Annotated in this window: 20 protein-coding genes; 13 read left to right on the top strand and 7 right to left on the bottom strand. The window is 67.6% G+C overall.

All coding sequences use genetic code 11. From position 1 onward, the window contains the following. Window positions 1–24: 24 nt before the first annotated feature. Both SROT_RS14950 and SROT_RS14945 read right to left on the bottom strand, forming a co-directional pair. On the bottom strand, window positions 25–1386 hold the full coding sequence (locus SROT_RS14950; protein WP_013139856.1) for a family 1 glycosylhydrolase: 1362 nt from the start codon (window positions 1384–1386) through the stop codon (window positions 25–27). After that, window positions 1367–2989 (bottom strand): acyl-CoA carboxylase subunit beta, encoded by a 1623-nt coding sequence (locus tag SROT_RS14945; protein ID WP_013139855.1) that lies wholly within the window; start codon window positions 2987–2989, stop codon window positions 1367–1369. Before SROT_RS14945 ends, SROT_RS14950 begins: the two co-directional genes overlap by 20 nt. Window positions 2990–3018: 29 nt before the next feature. On the opposite strand from SROT_RS14945, the gene SROT_RS14940 reads away from it, so the two are divergent. Genes SROT_RS14940 through SROT_RS14925 form a run of 4 tightly spaced genes read left to right on the top strand, consistent with a single transcriptional unit; the run spans window position 3019 to window position 6523 of the window. Then, window positions 3019–3870 (top strand): biotin--[acetyl-CoA-carboxylase] ligase, encoded by an 852-nt coding sequence (locus SROT_RS14940; RefSeq protein WP_013139854.1) that lies wholly within the window; start codon window positions 3019–3021, stop codon window positions 3868–3870. Continuing rightward, the gene (locus SROT_RS14935; RefSeq protein WP_013139853.1) at window positions 3867–4403 is read left to right on the top strand and encodes a PH domain-containing protein; all 537 of its coding nucleotides are present in this window, start codon (window positions 3867–3869) and stop codon (window positions 4401–4403) included. Before SROT_RS14940 ends, SROT_RS14935 begins: the two co-directional genes overlap by 4 nt. Window positions 4404–4413: 10 nt before the next feature. Next, window positions 4414–5121 (top strand): PH domain-containing protein, encoded by a 708-nt coding sequence (locus tag SROT_RS14930; protein ID WP_013139852.1) that lies wholly within the window; start codon window positions 4414–4416, stop codon window positions 5119–5121. A 16-nt stretch (window positions 5122–5137) separates the two neighbouring features. Next, window positions 5138–6523 carry a mycothione reductase gene (locus tag SROT_RS14925; RefSeq protein ID WP_013139851.1) on the top strand — a complete coding sequence of 462 codons (1386 nt, stop codon included), beginning with the start codon at window positions 5138–5140 and terminating at the stop codon, window positions 6521–6523. Window positions 6524–6580: 57 nt separating this feature from the next. On the opposite strand, the gene SROT_RS14920 is transcribed toward SROT_RS14925, so the two are convergent. After that, complete coding sequence (locus tag SROT_RS14920; protein WP_013139850.1) at window positions 6581–7159, bottom strand: GtrA family protein; 579 nt, start codon at window positions 7157–7159, stop codon at window positions 6581–6583. Window positions 7160–7191: 32 nt separating this feature from the next. Here SROT_RS14920 and SROT_RS14915 point away from each other — a divergent pair, with 32 nt between their 5' ends. Together SROT_RS14915 and purE are read left to right on the top strand one after the other, a co-directional pair. Continuing rightward, entirely contained in the window at window positions 7192–8346 is a 1155-nt protein-coding gene (locus SROT_RS14915) for a 5-(carboxyamino)imidazole ribonucleotide synthase (protein WP_013139849.1), read from the top strand. Window positions 8347–8355: 9 nt separating this feature from the next. Continuing rightward, the gene (purE, locus tag SROT_RS14910; protein ID WP_013139848.1) at window positions 8356–8901 is read left to right on the top strand and encodes a 5-(carboxyamino)imidazole ribonucleotide mutase; all 546 of its coding nucleotides are present in this window, start codon (window positions 8356–8358) and stop codon (window positions 8899–8901) included. On the opposite strand, the gene SROT_RS14905 is transcribed toward purE, so the two are convergent. Together SROT_RS14905 and upp are read right to left on the bottom strand one after the other, a co-directional pair. Then, entirely contained in the window at window positions 8902–10167 is a 1266-nt protein-coding gene (locus SROT_RS14905; RefSeq protein WP_013139847.1) for an NADH:flavin oxidoreductase/NADH oxidase family protein, read from the bottom strand. A 259-nt stretch (window positions 10168–10426) separates the two neighbouring features. Further along, a complete protein-coding gene (gene upp, locus SROT_RS14900; protein WP_013139846.1) occupies window positions 10427–11050 on the bottom strand; it encodes a uracil phosphoribosyltransferase in 624 nt (207 codons plus the stop codon). Between the two features lie 119 nt (window positions 11051–11169). Here upp and SROT_RS14895 point away from each other — a divergent pair, with 119 nt between their 5' ends. Together SROT_RS14895 and SROT_RS14890 are read left to right on the top strand one after the other, a co-directional pair. Further along, a complete protein-coding gene (locus SROT_RS14895) occupies window positions 11170–12330 on the top strand; it encodes an acyl-CoA dehydrogenase family protein (RefSeq protein WP_013139845.1) in 1161 nt (386 codons plus the stop codon). Between the two features lie 7 nt (window positions 12331–12337). Further along, window positions 12338–13729 (top strand): amino acid permease, encoded by a 1392-nt coding sequence (locus SROT_RS14890; RefSeq protein WP_013139844.1) that lies wholly within the window; start codon window positions 12338–12340, stop codon window positions 13727–13729. A 12-nt stretch (window positions 13730–13741) separates the two neighbouring features. On the opposite strand, the gene SROT_RS14885 is transcribed toward SROT_RS14890, so the two are convergent. Then, the gene (locus SROT_RS14885; RefSeq protein WP_013139843.1) at window positions 13742–14293 is read right to left on the bottom strand and encodes a SixA phosphatase family protein; all 552 of its coding nucleotides are present in this window, start codon (window positions 14291–14293) and stop codon (window positions 13742–13744) included. A gap of 73 nt (window positions 14294–14366) precedes the next feature. Between SROT_RS14885 and SROT_RS14880 the strand changes: the two genes are divergently transcribed. The 5 genes from SROT_RS14880 (at window position 14367) to SROT_RS14860 (ending at window position 18147) form a co-directional block, all read left to right on the top strand. Further along, on the top strand, window positions 14367–15812 hold the full coding sequence (locus SROT_RS14880; protein ID WP_049773469.1) for a M1 family metallopeptidase: 1446 nt from the start codon (window positions 14367–14369) through the stop codon (window positions 15810–15812). Between the two features lie 39 nt (window positions 15813–15851). Continuing rightward, complete coding sequence (locus SROT_RS14875) at window positions 15852–16643, top strand: DUF2786 domain-containing protein (protein ID WP_013139841.1); 792 nt, start codon at window positions 15852–15854, stop codon at window positions 16641–16643. A 10-nt stretch (window positions 16644–16653) separates the two neighbouring features. Then, window positions 16654–17145, top strand: coding sequence for a TIGR04338 family metallohydrolase (locus SROT_RS14870; protein ID WP_013139840.1), 492 nt, complete (start codon window positions 16654–16656; stop codon window positions 17143–17145). 15 nt (window positions 17146–17160) lie between these two features. Further along, a complete protein-coding gene (locus tag SROT_RS14865) occupies window positions 17161–17346 on the top strand; it encodes a hypothetical protein (RefSeq protein ID WP_041407407.1) in 186 nt (61 codons plus the stop codon). Between the two features lie 255 nt (window positions 17347–17601). Beyond that, on the top strand, window positions 17602–18147 hold the full coding sequence (locus SROT_RS14860) for a ferritin (protein ID WP_041408132.1): 546 nt from the start codon (window positions 17602–17604) through the stop codon (window positions 18145–18147). A 141-nt stretch (window positions 18148–18288) separates the two neighbouring features. Here SROT_RS14860 and SROT_RS14855 read toward each other — a convergent pair whose 3' ends face one another. Continuing rightward, complete coding sequence (locus SROT_RS14855) at window positions 18289–19050, bottom strand: glycerophosphodiester phosphodiesterase (RefSeq protein WP_013139838.1); 762 nt, start codon at window positions 19048–19050, stop codon at window positions 18289–18291. Window positions 19051–19055: the final 5 nt, after the last annotated feature.

Here is a 19055-nt window from a genome sequence, read left to right as displayed (position 1 = left end):
GCTGTCGTCTCGTGACGGCCGCGCTCAGCGCCGCAGGCGGACCGGGTCTTCGCAGCTCGACGGGGCGTCCACCTGGGAACAGGGGACCGGTTTGAGGGTCGGCTCGCTCGAAGCGGGCACGCCGTGCTCCGCGATGATCTTCCGGTACGCCGCGACGCCGTCCGTGGGCACGCGGGCCAGGGTCGGGTCGGTCGCCACGTCGACGGTGTACAGCCCGAAGCGGGGGTGGTAGCTGCCCCATTCGTAGTTGTCGGTGATGCTCCAGTAGTTGTAGCCGATCACGGGCATGCCGTCGGCTTTCGCCCGGCCAACCCAATACACGGTGTCGTGGATCTGCTGGGCCCGCGTGACGGCGTCCGCGCGCGGCTTGTGGTCCTCGGTCGGCATCCCGTTCTCCACGATGTAGAGCGGCTTGCCGGGGAAGCGTCTGGCGTAATGGCGCAGCGCGTAATACACGCCTTCGGGCTGGAGCTGCTGCTCCCAAGGTTTGGAGGCGGCGGTGAACATCGACGGGTTGCTCAGGAAGTCGTCGAGGGTGGCGCCTGCCGGGGGCCCGGAGGCGTAGTAGTAGTCGACGCCGATGTAGTCCAGCTTCATCTTGTCCACCGTCAGCACGTCGACCTGGTCCTCCAGCCCCGGACCGGGCAGGTAGGCGACGTTGCTGGTGACCATCGCGCCTGGTTGCGCGGCGTGGATGCGTTCGTAGGCGTTGTTGTGCGCCGTGACGAGCCGGTCAGCGATCCCAGCGACCTGGCCGGCTGGCAGATGGTGGAACAACAGTTCTTCCACAACGACGGCGACAGGCTCATTGATGGTGACCCAGAGCGGGTCCGCCCAGGCGAAACGGTTGATGACACGGGACGCGTTGACGGTCCAGTCCTCGACGGTCTTCGGATTCGTCCAGCCGCCCTGGTCGGCGACCCAGCCGGGATAGACCCAGTGGTCGATCGTGATCATTGGGCGGATGCCCGCGTCTTTGATGGTTTTGACCACGTCGTCGTAGTACGCCCATTCGGCCTCGTCCAATTGGCCGGGCCGGGGTTCGAGGCGGGACCATTCGATCCCGATCCGGTAGACCTTCACCCCCAGGTCTTTGGCGAGGGCGATGTCGTCTTTGTAGCGGTGGCGGAAGTCCACCGACGTGCCGACCGGGTCGCTGACCAAGGGCGAGTTCGCGGCGCGGGTCCAGTTGCTGTCGGGCGGGTTCCCTTCGGATTGGAATCCGCTCGAAGCGACGCCCCAGAGGAAGTCGTCGCCGAGCCCTTGGCTGCGCGGCGGCTTCGTGGTGAGCGTCGCGATGAGACCGATCACGACAACGCCCGCCACGATCACCAGGAGCGGCGCGACGAACCGGGGCAGTGTGCGCTTAGAGGGGGATGTTGCCATGTTTCTTCGGGGGGAGCGGCGCCACCTTGCGCTCGAGCACACGCAGGGCCACGGAGACCTGGGCTCGGGTGTGCGACGGAAGGATCACCGAGTCGAGGTAGCCGCGTTCGGCGGCCACATAGGGGTTGAGCAGGGCGTTTTCATATTCCTCTTGGAGTTGCTGACGCAACGCTTCGGCGTCCTGGCCCTGCTTGGCCGCCTCAGCGATCTGCCTGCGGTGCAGGATGTTCACAGCGCCCGAGGCCCCCATGACGGCGATCTCCGCCGTCGGCCAGGCGAGGTTGACGTCCGCGCCCATGTGCTTGGAGCCCATGACGAGGTAGGCGCCGCCGTATGCTTTGCGGGTGATGACCGTGATCTTGCCGACGGTCGCCTCGCCGTAAGCGAACAGGAGTTTCGCGCCTCGGCGGATGATGCCTTCGTGCTCCTGGTCGGTGCCGGGGAGGAAGCCGGGCACGTCCACGAGCGAAAGGATCGGAATGCCGAACGCGTCACAGGTGCGGATGAACCGAGCGGCTTTCTCCGAGGCGTCGATGTCCAGGCATCCGGCGAGGAACAAAGGCTGATTGGCGACGACGCCGACCGAGCGGCCCTCGACGCGGGCGAAGCCGACGATGACGTTCTGGGCGCGGGCCGGTTGGATTTCCAGAAGCTCGCCGTCGTCCACGATCCGGTTGATGATGTCGCGCATGTCGTACGGCTGGTTGGGGGAGTCCGGGATGATCGTGTCGAGCTCTTCGTCCTCATGAGTCACCGAATGCTCGATGGGGAACGTCACCGGATGCTCGTGCGGGTAGCGCGGAGCCTCGGCCCGGTTGTTGTTCGGCAAGTACGACAAGAGCTCCTTGACGAACTCGAAGGCCTCGTCCTCGTCCGGTGCGACGTGGTGCGCGGTGCCGGTCCTGGTCATGTGCGTGTTCGCGCCGCCCAGATCCTCCATGGTCACCTCTTCGCCGGTGACCGTCTTGATGACGTCCGGGCCGGTGATGAACAGCTGGCTGGTCTTGTCCACCATGACGATGAAGTCGGTCAGCGCGGGGGAGTAGACCGCCGCGCCCGCGGCCGCGCCCAGCACGACCGAGATCTGCGGGATCACGCCCGAGGCGCGCACGTTGCGGTGGAAGATCTCGCCGGCGAGCGCCAGTGACACGACGCCTTCCTGGATGCGCGCGCCGCCGCCGTCGTAGAGGCCGATGAGCGGGCGACCGGTTTTGATCGCGAGGTCCATGATCTTGGTGATCTTCTCGCCGTGCGTCTCGCCGAGGCTGCCGCCGAACACCGTGGGGTCCTGGGCGAACACGCAGACCTCGCGGCCGTCGACGGTGCCGTAGCCCGCGACGACGCCGTCGCCGAGCGGTTTCTTGCTGGCCATGCCGAAGTTCGTGGAACGGTGCTTCGCCAAGGCGTCGAACTCTACGAACGAACCGGGGTCGAGGAGCTGGTCGACCCGCTCCCGCGCGGTCAGTTTGCCTTTCGCGTGCACCGCTTCGACGGCGGCCTCGCCGACCGGGTGCAGCGATTCGCTGAGACGCTGGCGCATCTCGTGGAGCTTGCCCGCAGTGGTGTGGATGCTCGGCGCTTCGACATGTTCAGCGGTGGTCATGGGGAACCATCATATCGTAGGCTGGCTGCATGACCGAGAAAGATCCCCGTGAGCCGCTCGGCGCAGCGCAGCTCCGCCAGTATCTCTCAAACTCCCCCCCGTTGGGCTGGGAGTCGGTGGAGGTGATCGAGGAGACGGGGTCGACGAACGCCGATCTTTTGGAACGGGCCGCCCGAGGGCCTATCGCGCGGCGTGTGCTCATCGCGGACCACCAGACACAGGGCAAGGGCCGATTGGGCCGCCGCTGGGAGGCCCCGCCCCGCACCCAGATCGCGCTCTCGTTCGGCGTGGCCTTCGACCGCTCCGCGCGCGCGGGCGGCCCGGAGCTCGGGTGGCTTCCGCTGGCCGTCGGGCTTTCCGTCGGCGCCATGCTCGCCCAGTATTTCGACTCCTACCGGTCCATCTCCGGGGTACCGGTGCCCGAGCCCAGTCTGAAATGGCCGAACGACGTGCTTGTCGGCGACCGCAAAATCGCCGGGGTCCTCGTGCAGCTCAGCCCGAAAGCGGACGAGGCGGTCGTCGGCGTCGGGTTGAACGTGGACCAGCACGAGGACGAGCTGCCCGTGCCCACAGCCACCTCGCTGCGGATCGAGCAGGTCGCGGCCGCGCGCCAACAGTTGGTGCCGCTCCTGCTCATGGAGCTCGACCGGGGCCTGGACCGGTGGCTGGCCCAGGACCCCGGCCTCGCGGACGCGTACCGGGCGCACTGCTCGACGCTCGGGCAGGACGTGCGGGTCGCGTTGCCCGGCGGCAATGAGATCTTCGGCCGGGCCAGCTCGGTCGACGACCACGGCAGGCTCGTGGTCGCCTTGGCCGACGGGACTGCTCGTGTCGTCGACGCGGGCGATGTCCAGCATGTGCGGCCGGTCGGCCCTGCATGAGCGCGCGGCGAACAGGGAGCAGGGGGAAAGGGCCGCGGTGGCTCGCCCCGGACGAGCGGATCGAGCTCCGCACCCGCCCGCATTGGAAATGGCTGTTCCGGCCGATCCTGGTCTTCCTCCTCGCCAGCGCCGCGCTCGGCGTGGCCTTGTACTTCGTGGACGAGCGCACCAGCGGGTCCGCGAACACCGCCGCGACCATCGCCGCGGCGGCGGTCTACGCCGTCCTCGTCGCCCTGTTCTGCGTCGTGCGTTTCATCGACTGGCTCACCACGAACTTCTTCGTGACGAACAAGCGGGTGGCATATCGGCACGGGGTGTTCACCCGCACCGGCGTCGACATCCCGCTGTCGCGCATCGCGAGCGTGGAATTCCGCCACGGCCTTCTCGACCGGGTCCTGCGCACCGGCGTCCTGGTGGTGGAGTCGGCTTCGGACGAGCCGCTCGAGTTCGAAGACATTCCTCATGTCGAACAGGTCCACGCTATGCTGTACCGGGAAGTGTTCGACCTTGACGGGCACAGCGGACGGGCATAGGAGGCAGCGGATGGCTTCAGAGGCAGATTTCATTGCCGGAGCGCGGGAGGATTGGCTCGCGTCCGGCGAGCGCGTGGTGGTCGAGGCCAAGCCGCATTGGAAGTTTTTCGCGGGCTTCGCCGTGGTCGGCCTGGTGCTCGGCGTGGCGTTGGCGGGCTTGGGCTTCGAGCACGCCGCCCAGTACGCCCACGCCGCGGCGAAGGTGGCCGCCCGGCACAAAAGACACGGCCTCGTGCTGGAGGTGGTCGGCGCGGCCGTCTTCCTCCTCTTCCTGCTCGTCGGGTTCGCGCGCTGGCGCGCCACGCGCTACTGGATCACCGACCAGCGTGCTGTCGTCCAGCGCGGCTGGATCGTGCGGAGCAAGGTCGACGTCCCCCTCGGGAAGGTCAACGCCTTGCGGCTGCGGCAGGGGATCGGCGACCGTGTCTTCGGCCTCGGCGCTCTGGTGGTCAGGCACGGCTCCTTGCGGCCGTTGACGATGCGGTGCGTCCGCGACCCGCACGAGGCGCGCCTCAGGGTCCACGAGGGCCAGCGCGCCGCCCCCCTGCCGCCAGTCGGGCCGAGGTTCGCCTCCCCGCCGCCGCAGCACGCGGGGCCGCCGTTCGGCGCGACCTCGCCGTTCGCGACCCCTCCGCCACCGGCCGCCCCCGCGGCTCCGGTTGGCCGTTTCGGCGGCGACGGCCCGCCGATCCCGCCTTGGGCCAAGGACGAGGACTGAGGGCTACAATCGCCGTGTGACCTCTATCGACCTCGCGATCATCGGTTCTGGCAGCGGCAATTCCATCCCGGACGAGAGGTTCGGCTCCTGGCGGATCGCCATCTTTGAATCCGGGGTCTACGGCGGCACCTGCCTGAACGTCGGCTGCATACCGACGAAGATGTTCGTCTACGCCGCAGACGTCGCGGAGGACATCCGCGAATCCGCGCGCTACGGGCTGCACGCGAGTATGGATCGCGTCGACTGGCCGTCCATCGTCGAACGGGTCTTCGGCCGGATCGACCCGATCTCCTCCGGCGGGAAGCGCTACCGGGCCGAGGACTGCCCGAATATCGACCTCCACACCTCCCCGGTGCGGTTCGCGGGCAGAGCCGAGGACGGCGCGTACCGGCTGACGACCGGCGCGGGCGACGAAGTGCTCGCCAAGCGAGTGGTCATCGCCGCAGGGGCGCGGCCAGTGGTCCCCGACGCTGTGGTGAAAAGCGCGGCTCCCTTCCACACCAACGAGGACATCATGCGGCTGCCCGAGCTGCCTGAACGCCTCATCGTGCTCGGCGGCGGCTACATCGCGGCGGAGTTCGCGCATGTCTTCTCCGCGCTCGGGTCGCGAGTCACTGTCGCCACCAGGGGCGAAGCCCTCCTTCGCCGCCAAGACCACGACGTCTCCCAGCGGTTCACCGAGATCGCCAAGGGGAAATGGGACGTGCGCCTCGGCGCGGAGGTCGCATCAGTCGAACACGTCGCGGGCGAGACCACGCTCTTTTTCTCGGACGGAACACGGGCGAGCGGGGACGCGCTGCTCGTGGCGACTGGGCGCCGCCCCAACGGGGACCGGCTGAACCTCGCCTCGGTCGGGATCGAGCTCGACGACGCGGGCAGGGTCGTGGTCGACCAGCATGGCCGGACCGCGGCCGAAGACGTGTGGGCCCTCGGCGACGTCAGCTCGCCCCACCAGCTCAAGCATGTCGCGAACCATGAGGCGCGGGTGGTCCAGGCGAACCTGCTTCGCGGCTGGGAAAGCTCTGAGCTCGAGGCGTTCGACCATCGTTTCGTGCCTGCCGCCGTGTTCACCCATCCGCAGATCGCCGCTGTCGGGTTCACCGAGCAAGAGGCCAGGGATCAGGGCCTGGACATCGCGGTGAAGACCCAGAATTTCGGCGACGTCGCGTACGGCTGGGCGATGGAAGACACGACCGGCTTCTGCAAGCTCGTCGCAGAACGCGGCACGGGGCGCCTGCTCGGGGCGCATGTGCTCGGCCCGCAGGCCTCGACGCTCCTCCAACCGCTGGTGCAGGCACTCTCGTTCGGGCTCGACGTGCGCAGTATGGCGCGCGGGCAGTACTGGATACACCCCGCCCTGACCGAGGTCGTGGAGAACGCCTTGTTGGGGTTGGACGTGTGAGGCCCGCCGCCGCGTCTCGCCGATCGGCGCCGCGAATCAGGCGGCCGAAGCGGCCGCCTAGGGTCCGAGGGACGCGGCCGTGTCCGCCGACTCTGCCGTCTCGTCGGCCGGCAGGTCGTCCAAAAGGACCGGGTACGCGAATTTGCGCAACGCCCAGAACCGGAATGCCATCTGCATCACATTGCCGATGATGTACGCGAGCACGAAGTCCACAAGCACGGTGTGCATCCAGGAGCCGCCGTGGCGGATGTGGAAGAGATTGTTCGCCACCCACAGCGGCGCGGCCCCGAGCAGCGCGCCGATCCCACTGATCCCGAAGAACAGCAGCGCCTCATGGTGCCGTTGCCGCCCGCCGCGGTGCTTGAACGACCACTCGCTGTTGAGAATGTAACTGAGCACTGTCGCGAGCACCCCGGAGAAGATTTTCGCGACCGTCGGCTTCGTGGGCATCACAGTGAAGATGAGCGCGTAGTACACCGCCATGTCGAACACCATGGTGGTGGCCCCGACCACGCCGAACTTGATCAGTTCGTGGTGACGCAGGAGCAGCGCTTGCAGGGGCCTCGGGAGCAGCCGCAGCACAGCGCGCTCGATCAGCTCGGCCGGCTCTGACGTTTCGTGGTCGGTGTCGGGCATAGGGGCAGAGTGTACCTCTCTATGCTGTCTGGGTGACTTCCTCCGAACAACCCCTGGTGGCGATGGTGGGCGGCGGCCAGCTGGCCCGCATGACGCATCAAGCCGCGATCGCGCTGGGCCGAGGTCTGCGCGTCGTGGCTGAGCGCCCTGACGATCCAGCGGCGCAAATCAGCCCGGACGTGGTGCTCGGGAAGGCGAGCGAGCTGGAAGCTTTGCGCCGGGCGGCGCAGGGGGCGGTCGCGCTCACCTTCGATCACGAGCAGGTTCCGCAGGACGTGTTGGTGGCGTTGGAGGCGCAGGGCGTCGCGGTGCATCCGTCCGCCTCGGCCCTGCGGTTCGCGCAGAACAAGCTGCTCATGCGGGAACGGCTTGCCGAGTTCGGGGCTCCCGCGCCGGGTTTTTGGCGAGTGGAGGACCCCGAAGCGTGCCCGTGGCCCGGCTCCGGGCTGGTCCTGAAAACGGCGAGCGGCGGCTATGACGGGCGGGGCGTCTGGTTCCCGCAGAGCAAAGAGGAGGCCCGCGAGGTCGTCGCCCAGCTGTTGGAGGCAGGTCAGGACGTCCTCGCCGAGGAAAAGGTGGCGGCCAAGCGCGAGCTGTCCGCGATGGTGGCGCGCTCCCCGCTCGGCCAGGTCTGCGTCTGGCCAGTGGTGGAGACGGTGCAGGAGAACGGCATGTGCACGGTGGTGATCGCGCCCGCGCAGAACCTCGACGAGAGCCTGGCCGCCCAAGCGCAGAAGCTCGCGATCGACATCGCCACAGAGCTCGGCGTGGTCGGGGTGATGGCGGTGGAGCTTTTCGAGACGGCCGACGGCCGAATCCTCGTCAACGAGCTTGCGATGCGGCCGCACAACAGCGGGCACTGGACGATGGACGGTTCGACGACGAGCCAGTTCGAGCAGCATTTGCGCGCGGTGCTGGACTACCCCCTCGGCGACCCGTCCCCGCTCGCGGAGGTGACGGTGATGGCCAACATTGTGGGCTCCTCGGCGACGAACGGGATGTCCATGGACGAGCGAGTGCACCACCTGATGGGGCGCTCGCCGAGGGTCAAAGTCCACTTGTACGGCAAAGAGCCACGTCCAGGGCGCAAGATCGGGCACGTCAACCTGACTGGCCGGGCGGCGGACCTCGACGCGGTGCGGCAAGAAGCCGAGCGGGCGGCGCGCTGGCTCTCAGCTGGGGAATAAGGTGGCCTCATGACGCAAACACTCGTTGGTGTGATTATGGGCAGCGACTCGGATTGGCCGGTGTTGGAGCCCGCCGCCCAGGCGCTCGCGGAGTTCGGGGTCGGGTTCGAGGCGCGAGTGGTCTCGGCGCACCGCACCCCGGCAGGCATGCTCGCCTACGCGGCCGAGGCGCAGGAGCGCGGTGTGCGGGTCATCATCGCTGGCGCTGGCGGGGCCGCGCACTTGCCCGGCATGGTCGCCTCGGCGACCGTGCTCCCAGTGATCGGCGTGCCGGTGCCGTTGCAGAAGCTCGACGGGCTGGACTCGTTGCTGTCCATCGTGCAGATGCCAGCGGGGGTGCCGGTGGCGACTGTCGGGGTCGGCGCGGGCCGCAACGCGGGGCTGCTCGCTGTGCGGATCTTGGCCGCCTCGGACGCTTCGCTGCGCGCGAAGCTCACGGATTTCGCCGCCGAGCTCGTCGATGTGGTCGCGGTGAAAAACGCCGCGCTGCAAGAGACGGTGCGCCAGCGTTGGCCGGACAAGGCTGAGCAGACAGGGCCGGTCAGAGAGGGCTGACTAACGGCCGCGTCGGACCTGGAACGCCTTCGGCCCCAAGGTGAGCATCATGGTGACGATGGTTTCCCACCAGCTCTGACTGAGTTTCGGCTCTTTCCCCTCGCCGATGCGGCGCAATTGCTGCGTGTGCCATTGCAGGTCGAGCACGCTGTCGAGCTGTTTGAGGTCCGTGACCTTGCCGACGAGGGGGCGCAATCCGGCTCGGGCCCCGTACGAGCCGAGCCGTTGCGCGCCGCCCGTGAGCAACGCGTTCCCCGCCTCAGGCTCTGAGACAGCCGGTCTGCCGAGCCCGACGACGTCGACGGCTCCGGAGCTGACCGCCTCCGCCATCGCGGCTTTGCTGCGGAAGCCCCCGGTCACCGCCAGCGGGACCGAGCCAGCGTGCTCCCGCACGGTCTTCGCGTATTCGAGGAAGTACGCCTCGCGCGCAACCGTGCTCGCGGCCGCTGTCTTCGCCTGGCCGACCATCGCGGGCGACTCGTAGTTGCCGCCGCTGATCTCGATGAGATCTAACGATTCGGACGAGAGCGCCCGGACGACTTCCCGCGACTCCTCTTCCGAGAAGCCGCCGCGTTGGAAGTCGGCCGAGTTGAGTTTCACCCCGACCCCGAACGAGGGGCTGACCCGCGAGCGGACCCGGCGCACCGCTTCGATGAGGAACCGCTGGCGCCGCTGGGGGTCCCCGCCCCATTCGTCCGTCCGCTTGTTGGCGAGCGGCGAGAGGAACTGGGTTATCAGGTAGCCGTGGGCCGCGTGCAGTTGCACGCCGTGGAACCCGGCGGCCTCCAGCACAGCCGCGGTCGTGGCATAGCGGTCGAGGATGTCTTCGATTTCCTCGCCGCGCAGCTCCCTCGGCGTGGAAGCGATCATGGGGATGTTCGCCTTCACCGCGCTCGGCGCGACGGGCCGGGTTTTGTTGGCGAAGTTCATGGCCTGCCGCCCTGGGTGGTTGATTTGCCCCCACAGCGGCGCTTCGGCGCGGTTTTGGAAGGCCTTCGCCCAACGGGAGAGCCCGGCCAAGTGCCGGTCGTCCTCGACCACGACATTGCCCGGCTCGCCCCGGTGGCGCGAGTCCACCATGATGTTGCCGGTGACCACCAGGCCGTAACCGCCGCCGCCCCATCGTTCGTACAGGCTGAGCAGCGCAGGGGTGGGCGCGCCGTCGCGGTCCCCGAGCGTCTCGCTGAGGGCTGATTTCATCAGCCGGTTCGGCAGCACCTGGCCGCACGGCAGCGTGAGCGGTTGGGCGAGGGGGTCAGAAGCCATAGTGCTGTTTTCCTCCGAAGTCGGTGCGGCTGTTGGTCGGCGCGGTCGTTGCGCCAGGTGGCCGGGATGGTTCCGCGGGTTCGCCGTCGCAACACGGCCTGCGTCAAGGCCCAGGTTAGCCTGCAAGGCAAGGGTGCGTCTGCGCGAACGTCGCAATCCGGAAATATTCTCTCCGACATGCTTTTTATCGGCTGACTCCGGCAAAGGGCTCCGGCGTGCCCGCGTTGCCGAGGACATCGACAAGAGAGCGCATGCTGCGCTAGCGTGCGCCGAACTGCCGATCCCCGGCGTCGCCGAGCCCTGGGACGATGTACTGCTGGGCATTCAGGCCCTCATCCACTGCGGCGGTGACCAGCCGCACAGGAATGTCGAGCGCCTCGAGCGCCGCCACGCCCTCCGGGGCGCAGACCACGCAGACCACGGTGAGATTGTCGGCCTTGCGCGCGCGGAGCAGTTCGAGGGTGTGCGCCATCGAACCACCAGTCGCGAGCATGGGGTCGAGCACAAAAACAGGCCGGTTGCTCAAATCCTCCGGCAGCGAAGCGAAATACGGCACTGGTTGTGCGGTGCGCTCGTCGCGAGCGACGCCCACGAACCCGACTTGCGCCTCAGGGATCAGCGCATGCGCTTGGTCCACCATGCCGAGCCCGGCGCGCAGCACCGGGACGAGCAGGGGCGATTCGGCGAGCTGGAACCCCGTGGTCTGGGCGAGCGGCGTGCGCACACGCAGCTCCTCGCTCGGCAGAGCCCGCGTCGCCTCATAGACCAGGATCAGCGTCAGATCGCGCAACGCGGCGCGGAACGCGGCGTTGCCGGTCCGCTCGTCGCGCAGGGTGGTCAGGCGCGCCAAGGCGAGCGGATGGTCCACCACCGTCACAGACATGCGTCCACCGTAAGGCACCGGCTAGAATGTGTCCATGTGAACCGGCGTTCACCCGTCGAGCCGGTTTCGGCCCCGCCGAGCTGGCATCGCAACCGAGCTGAAATGAGGAATGCACAATCGTGTCCCACACCCCCGCGCCACTCCAATTCGCCCTGAGCGACGAGCAGGAAGAGTTGCGAGCCGCTGTCCGAGCGCTCTCCGAACGAGAAATCCAACCTCACGCCACCGACGTGGACGAACACGAGCGTTTCCCGCGCGAAGCGGCCGAAGCCCTCGCCAAGAACGGTTTCTCCGCCCCGCACATCCCCGAGCAGTACGGCGGCGAGGGCGCCGACGCGGTGTCCTGTTGCGTGGTCGTCGAAGAGATCGCCCGCGTCTGCGCGTCCTCCAGCCTCATTCCCGCCGTGAACAAACTCGGCACGACGGGCCTCATCCTCAACGGCTCCGAAGAGCTCAAAAAGAAAGTGCTGCCCTCCATCGCGTCGGGCGAGGCTTTCGCCTCCTACGGGCTTTCCGAACGAGAGGCCGGCTCGGACGCGGCCTCCATGCGCACACGGGCCCGCGCCGCTGGCGACGACTGGGTCCTCGACGGCTCCAAATGCTGGATCTCCAACGGCAGCGAGTCCACCTGGTTCACGGTCATGGCGGTCACCGACCCGGACAAGGGCGCGCACGGCATTTCCGCGTTCATCGTGCACCGCGACGACGAGGGATTCTCGGTGGGCGGCAAAGAGAAGAAGATGGGCATCAAGGGCAGCCCCACCGTCGAGCTGCTCTTCGACCACTGCAAGATCCCAGGGGACCGCGTCATCGGTGAGCCGGGCTCCGGGTTCAAAACTGCGCTGCAAAGCCTCGACCACACCCGGCCGACCATCGGCGCGCAGGCGGTGGGCATCGCCCAAGGCGCGCTGGACATCGCGGTCGCGTACGCCAAGGAGCGCAAACAGTTCGGCCGTGCCACAACGGAATTCCAAGGGGTGTCGTTCATGCTCGCGGACATGGCGATGAAAATCCAGGCCGCGCGGCTCATGGTCTACGCGTCGGCCGAACGGGCCGAGCGCGGCGCGGCTGGCTCCACAGCGCTCTCCTCCGCCGCGAAATGCTTCGCCTCGGACGTCGCGATGGAAGTCACCACGAACGCGGTCCAGGTCCTCGGCGGCGCTGGGTACACGCGCGACTTCCCCGTGGAGCGCATGATGCGCGACGCGAAGATCACACAGATCTACGAGGGCACGAACCAGATCCAGCGGTTGGTGATGTCGCGGGCGTTGCTGCGCTGAGCGGCCTATGAGCGGGGCCTCCCCCTCCCTCGAAGGCTACCGGCGCGGGCTCTCAGTCCGAATGATCCGGATGATGGCCGTCGGCGGCGCCATCGGCACCGGGCTTTTCTACGGCACTGGGACCGCCATCCACGATGTCGGGCCCGCGCTGCTGCTGGTCTTCGCCGTCGCCGGGCTGGCGATCCTCGTCATCAGTCGCGCCCTCGGCGAACTGCTCGACTATCGGCCGACCTCCGGCAGCCTGTACGAGTACCCCAGGGAATTCCTGGGCGGGTTCGCCGGTTTTCTCAGCGGCTGGACCTACTGGGTCACAGTGTCGGTGGGGTGCGCGGCCGAGGCGACCGCTGCCGGGAAATACCTGCAATTGTGGTGGCCCGCGGTCCCGGTCTGGGCGGCAGCGTTCGGTTTCATCGCCGCGCTCGCGCTGGTGAACCTCGCCTCCGCCAAAGTGTACGGCGAGACGGAGTTCTGGTTCGCGGGTATGAAAGCGGCCACGATTCTCGCGCTCATCGTGTTCGGGGTCTGGGCGCTGCTGCCCGTCCCGCAGCTGCTGGCGGTGCCTGGCGCGAGCGTCGCGAACCTGTGGCGGGACGGCGGAATCTTCCCGAACGGGTCGTCCGTGGTGTTCGCCGCGTTGCCGTTGGCGCTTTTCGCGTACGCCGGGGTCGAACAGGTCGGACTGACCGCTGGCGAGGCGCGGGACGCGAAACGCACCTTGCGCAAGGCCGTGACCAGCATTCCTCTGCGCATTGCCCTGTTCTACCTCGGAGCCCTCGCCGTGCTCCTCTGCCTGCGCGGCTGGCGCTCGTACCAACCGGGGCAGAGCCCGTTCGTCGCCGTGTTCCTGGACGCGGGCGTGCCGTTCGCGGCGGGCGTGGTGAACTTCGTGGTGCTCACCGCCGCGGCGAGCTCCTGCAATGCCAGCATGTATTCGACGGCGCGCTTGCTCCGGGCCATCGCTCTGCGCGGGGAGGGGCCGCGTCCGCTGGGCGAGCTTTCCGCGCGCAGGGTGCCCGCCAAGGCGCTGGCCGTCTCCGCGCTCGTCATGGCACTGGCCGTCGGGGCGAACCTGTTCGCGCCGCAGGCGGCGTGGTCCGTGCTCATCTCGCTCGCCACGATCGGCATCGTCATCGTGTGGGGGTTGATCCTCGCCTCGCACCTGGGCTATCGGCGCGCGGTGGCAGCGCGCCGAGCGGCGGCGGCCGAATTCCGATTGCCGCTCGCCCCCTGGTCCACCGCCTTCGCGGGGCTCCTGCTGGCTTCAGTGCTCCTCGAGGAAGGCTGCTCCGAAGCTGGTCGCGCAGTGCTCGCTGTGGGCGTGGCATGGGTGGCGGCAGCAGCCCTCGGGTTCCGGTTGGTCCGGCGCAAAGCGGAGGAACACCCCCCGCGCGAGGCATGAGCCGCCCGCGGGCTAACGCGGAATGTGGAATTGCGCCACCTCGCCGCCGCGCACGGGCAGCTCGGCCCAACTGCCCGCGACGCGGATCACGGTGAGCGCGCTGGTCGGGTATTTTTCGAGCAGGCGCGCCAGGGCGGGGTTCCCCGCCCCGGCGGAACCGGCGTGGCGCGCGGCGAGCTCGTGCAACGCCTCGGCCGTCTGGGGCATGCCGGGGTGGTGGCCCACCACCAGAGCGGTGGCGACGCTCTCGGGAAGCTCCGCGACCAGCCCCACCACCTCGACATCGCTCGCCCCGTAGAGGCGCGGGTGGAATTGCGCCGCAGCCTTGACTTCGGTGGCTTGCAAGGTCTCCCGTGTGCGTCGGGCGGTCGAGCACAGCACCTGGTCGATGTCGAAGCCCTCGCCGCGCAGCCACGCGCCCGCCAGCCCCGCTTCCCGCCAGCCCCGATCGGCGAGCGGACGCTCGTGGTCCGCGGTCCCAGCGGGATAGCCGGATTTGCCGTGGCGGAGCAAGATGAGGGTTTTGGGCAGGACGAGGGTTTCGGGCGAACGCACAGTGGCCATTGTCCGTTAGGCTGCTGGTGTGAGAATCCGCGCCCCCCGAGCTCGCTGCCTCTTGTTGTCCTGCGCCCTGGCCATGTCCGGGGCGTTGCTGCCGCTCGGGTCCCGCGTTGCCTCGGCGGCGCCCGCGCCGGGCGCGGACACGGCAGGGGACCCGTATTTCCCCCAGGACGGCAACGGCGGCTACCGGGTCGGGCATTATGATCTGGCGTTGCGGCTCGACCCGGACTCCAAGCAGGTGGACGCAACGATGACGATCACCGCCGCCGCCACCCAAGAGCTGCGCTCCTTCGACCTCGATTTCGCCGATCTCGGCCCAGTTCAGGCCGTGGTCAATGGGAAACCCGCCGCGGCCGAGCCAGCGGAGCAGGCCAAGCTGGTCGTCACCCCGGACCGCCCCCTGCCGAGCGGCACGACGTTCACCGCGGCCATCACCTACTCCTTCAACGAGCAGGAGCAGGCGGCGGCGATGGGCAAATCGGAGCTTCCGGGCTGGGTTCAGACCTCCAGCGGCGGCGTTGCCAAGTTCGGCGAGCCGGACGGGGCCGAATACTGGTTCCCGTCGAACAACACCCCGGACAACAAGGCGCCCTTCACCCTCGCCCTCACCGTGCCGGAAGGCTGGGTCGGGATCGGCGGCGGCCTGGAGGCCCCCGCTGTCGTCAAGGACGGTTGGGCCACCTCGGTGTGGAAGGAGCCGAACCCCGTGGCGACTTACCTCGTGCCCATCGCCGTCGACCATTTCGACGTGCGCCGCTCGGTTCTGCCCACCGGGCAGCCTGTGGTGATCGCCCTCAATCCGGACCAGCCGGACTTCGTCCACGACGCGGCGGCGCGATACCCGGAGATCATGGCGTTCTTGCAGGAAAAGCTCGGCCCGTACCCGCATGTCGCCGCTGGTGGGATATTCATCGACCCTGGGCTGGGGAACAAGAATTTCGGCGGGGCTTTGGAGACGCAAACCCGTCCCGTCTACGTCTCGACGTGGGAAGATCCGGGCAAAGAGGTCAGTGTGATCGTCCATGAGAACACCCATGAGTGGTACGGAGACTCGGTTTCGGTGCGCCAATGGCGCGACATCTGTTTGAACGAATGCTTCGCCTCGTACCTGCAATGGATGTGGGAGGAGTCGGAAGAGGGCGCGGACCTGGACCAGAAATACCGCGACCATGTGCAGGAGCAGTGGGACGACCAAGCGTATTGGGGGCATCTGCTCACCGACATGTGCGACGGCAGGGAAGACGAGTGCACCGCCGGCGACATCATGAACGGGCAAGGCGTGTACGACAAAGGCCAACTCGCTCTGCATGCGCTGCGCAGGATGATCGGCGAAAAGGCGTTCAGTGACATTCTGCGCGGCTGGCCTGCGCGCCACAGGTTCGGCAACGCCTCGTGGGCGCAGTTCGAACAGTATGCGCAACAGACCGCCAAGAAGGATCTGGGCGGATTCTTCCAGGCCTGGTTCCACAGCGGCGAGCGGCCGAAAGACGAGTACTTGTTCCCTGGCAGTCTGGCGGGCTGATCCCGCCCCCGCCCTCGCCGCAGGCTTTAGGCTAGTTCCATGACCAACCACGACGAACGCAGTCTCGCGAGGGTCGCCGCGCTGCTGCGCCAAGCGGAAGGCACCGACAACGAGCACGAGGCGGAGGCTTTCCTCGCCGCCGCGCAGCGTTTGGCGACAGCGGCCTCGATCGACCTGGCCCTCGCTCGCACGCACAGCGCGGGACAGGCGAAGAGCGCCGCGCCGCAACAGCGAACGGTGCTGGTCGGGGAGCGCGGCTCGAAAGGGCTGCGCACCTATGTGGCCCTGTTCAGCAACATCGGGCGGGCGAACCGGGTGCAATGCGATGTCGCCCGCGATGCCACCTACCTGATCGCGTTCGGCTTCCCCGAGGACATTGACGCGACCGAGGCGCTTTACGCCAGTCTGATGGTGCAGATGGCGAAGTCCTGCGCGTCGTATCTGGCTTCTGGGGCGCACCACCCGACGCCGAAGATCACTGCGCGGCTGAATTTCCAGCTCGCTTTCGCGGACCGGATCGGGGCGCGCCTGATGGCGGCCCGAGAGGAGGCGGAGCGTCAGGCGCGCAAGGCCGAGCGGGCCGCGGGCGCCTCCCTGTTCGAACGCGGATTCCGCCGCGCCAGCTCCACCGAGCTGGCGCTGAGCAACAAGGAGCTGGAGCTCGCAGATTTCTATCGGCAGACTTCGAAAGCTCGGGGCAGTTGGCGGGCGGTCAGTTCGGGCAGCGCGTGGTGCGCGCGCTCGCAACGGGCTGGCGAGCGCGCCGGGTCGAGCGCGCGCATCGGGGCGCAGGCCGCTTTCGCCAGCGCGCGCCGCGCCCTTGGCAGGTGAGCGTGTTGGGATGACGCTGCGAGACGACGGGCGGGCGGGCGTGTACGCCGCGCAGCGGCTGGTGCATGCTCTTTTCGACAATGCCGAACGCGGAGGCTCACGCGAAGTGGTGTTCTTCGGCGCTCGGTTGACGCTTCCCCCGGAGGCGAAATTCGCATCCATCGAGTCCCTGCGCCGCTATGTCGGCGACGTCCTGGTGTTGCCTTCGCTGCGCGCGCGTTGGCCGGAGGCTGGCGCCTCGGTCGCGGTCCGCGAGCGCAAAGGCCACCGAGCCGCACATTACGAGCGCACTGAGGAAGGCGGGGTGCTCGCCGTCCCTGACAGCACATGGGCCATGCGCGAATTGGTGGTCCTGCACGAACTCGCGCACCACTTCGACTCGGGCGCCCCCGCGCACGGCCCGACGTTCCAGGGGACATACGCTGAGCTGGCCGGCATGGTGATGGGGGTTGAGGTCGCGCACCTGTTGCGGGTGGCGTTCGCGGGGGAGGCCAAGCGATGAGACCGGTGGCGGGCGTTGTCCGGCAACATCCCTTCCGCCCGTGTCGCCCGTCGCCTCGGGTTTCCTTTCGCCGGGTCCGAGACGACCGACGCGTGGCGTGGGGTGAGGAGGACGCTGTGGGCGGCGAGCCTCGCCCCCGACCAGTTGCGCAGAGCCGGCCAAGACCCGCTGCCGGACAACTGGCCGAGCCTCGTCCGCTGATAGACGGGATCCGCGCGGCCGCCGCAGGCGCTGTGCCGCAGGTTGTATTCGAGTGCCGCACCCGTGTTCTTGGGAGCACTGTTCGTGTTGCATGTGTCGTTCTGCCGCGTTTTTGTTCTGGCGGGGTTCGGAAAATATTCTCAAATAAATAAGTAAGGCTATCCAAAATCAGGTTTTACTTATTAAGGATAAGCTTATCCTTAGTAAGGCGATACTTGGATGACAGGCGCTCTGACCTGCGCTAAAGTGTTGGACATGAACGAATATGGCAACTCCCGATCAAAATTCAACGCCTTGTTGAACGAGCAGATTCGTCACGAATTCACGTCCTCGCACCAGTATGTCGCAATTGCGGTTTATTACGACGACCTTGATTTGCCGCAGCTTGCGAAATTCTTTTACCGGCAAGCTCTCGAAGAGCGCAACCACGCGTTGGCCGCGACCAAGTACCTCATCGACCGAGACGTGCATGTGGAGCTCGGCGGCGTGCAGGCGGTCAAGTCTGATTTCGAGAACTTCATGGAGCCGATCGAACTCCTCCTGGCGAACGAGAAAGAGGTCACCGAGCAGTGGGACCGGCTCTTCCGCACGGCCAAGGACGAGCACGACTCCCTTGGCGAGCAGTTCACCCACTGGTTCCTCAAAGAGCAGGTGGAGGAAGTCTCCACGGCGACCACGCTGCTGCGCATCGCCAAGCGCGCCAAAGACAACTGGTTCGACGTCGAGGAGTGGGTCGCCCGCGAACTGAGCGACCCGAAAACCTCGGACGACCATCCTCCTGTTGCTGGCGGACTCCTCTGAATCAAGCGTGAGTCTGGCGGAGCAAGGCTTGCGTCGGCGCCTTCGGAGCTGAGGCTGTCACCGTTGGTGGCGGACTGGGCGGAAGGCTTCGCGGCCGAGCGCCCTTCGCCGCGTCGCGAAGGGCGCTCGGCCCGCAGCATGTCATGGTGGACCGGCGAGGAGTTCCTTGGCGCGCCGCGGCCAGTTCGTCGCGACCCATCGCACGCCGAGCTCGCGGCACAGCAGCACATCTTCGGGTTGGTCTGCCGTCCAGCAATAGACAGCTTTTCCCCGTCCTGCGGCGCGCGCCACGAGTTCGGGAGCGTTTCGCAATAATCGGACGGATGGGCCCAGAATGTCCCCCTCGGCGAAATCGGCGCTCGGGCCGAGCAGTTGCAGGGTCGATTCGGCCAAGTGCGCGCGGGGCACATTCGGCGCCAATCGGCGCATTCGACGCACGGCGAGCGCCGAGAACGACATCATCACCACGCGCGTCCGGTTCGGCGGGGAGCTTTTCAAGAGGTCGAACCTGGCGAGTGTCTGGGCCAACGCACGTTCGAGCCCGCCCCCCTGACGGACCGGGTGCTTCGTCTCGATGAACACGGTGACTGGTCGGGACGTGTGCGACACCGCGAGTTCGATGAGCGCGTCCAAGGTGACAAGCTTCGCGGGCTGCCCGCTGGGGTGCCAGCTGCCGTAGTCGAGCTGATCCAGCTGTTCGAAGCCGGACGTGCTCACCACGAGATTTCCGGAGCCAGTTCGCGCCGTCGTTCTGTCGTGCACGCAGACAAGGACGCCGTCCGCGGTCAGCCGGATATCGCATTCAAGACCGTCCGCGCCCTGTTCGAGGGCTCGTTCGTACGCGGCCAAGGTGTGCTCGGGCAGCTCCCCGGACGCGCCTCGGTGCGCAACAACCTCGGGCATGCGCT

This window comes from Segniliparus rotundus DSM 44985 (assembly GCF_000092825.1).
Lineage (GTDB): Bacteria > Actinomycetota > Actinomycetes > Mycobacteriales > Mycobacteriaceae > Segniliparus > Segniliparus rotundus.
Note: the sequence above shows the minus strand (reverse complement) of the source record. Positions and strands in the feature narration are given on the sequence as shown.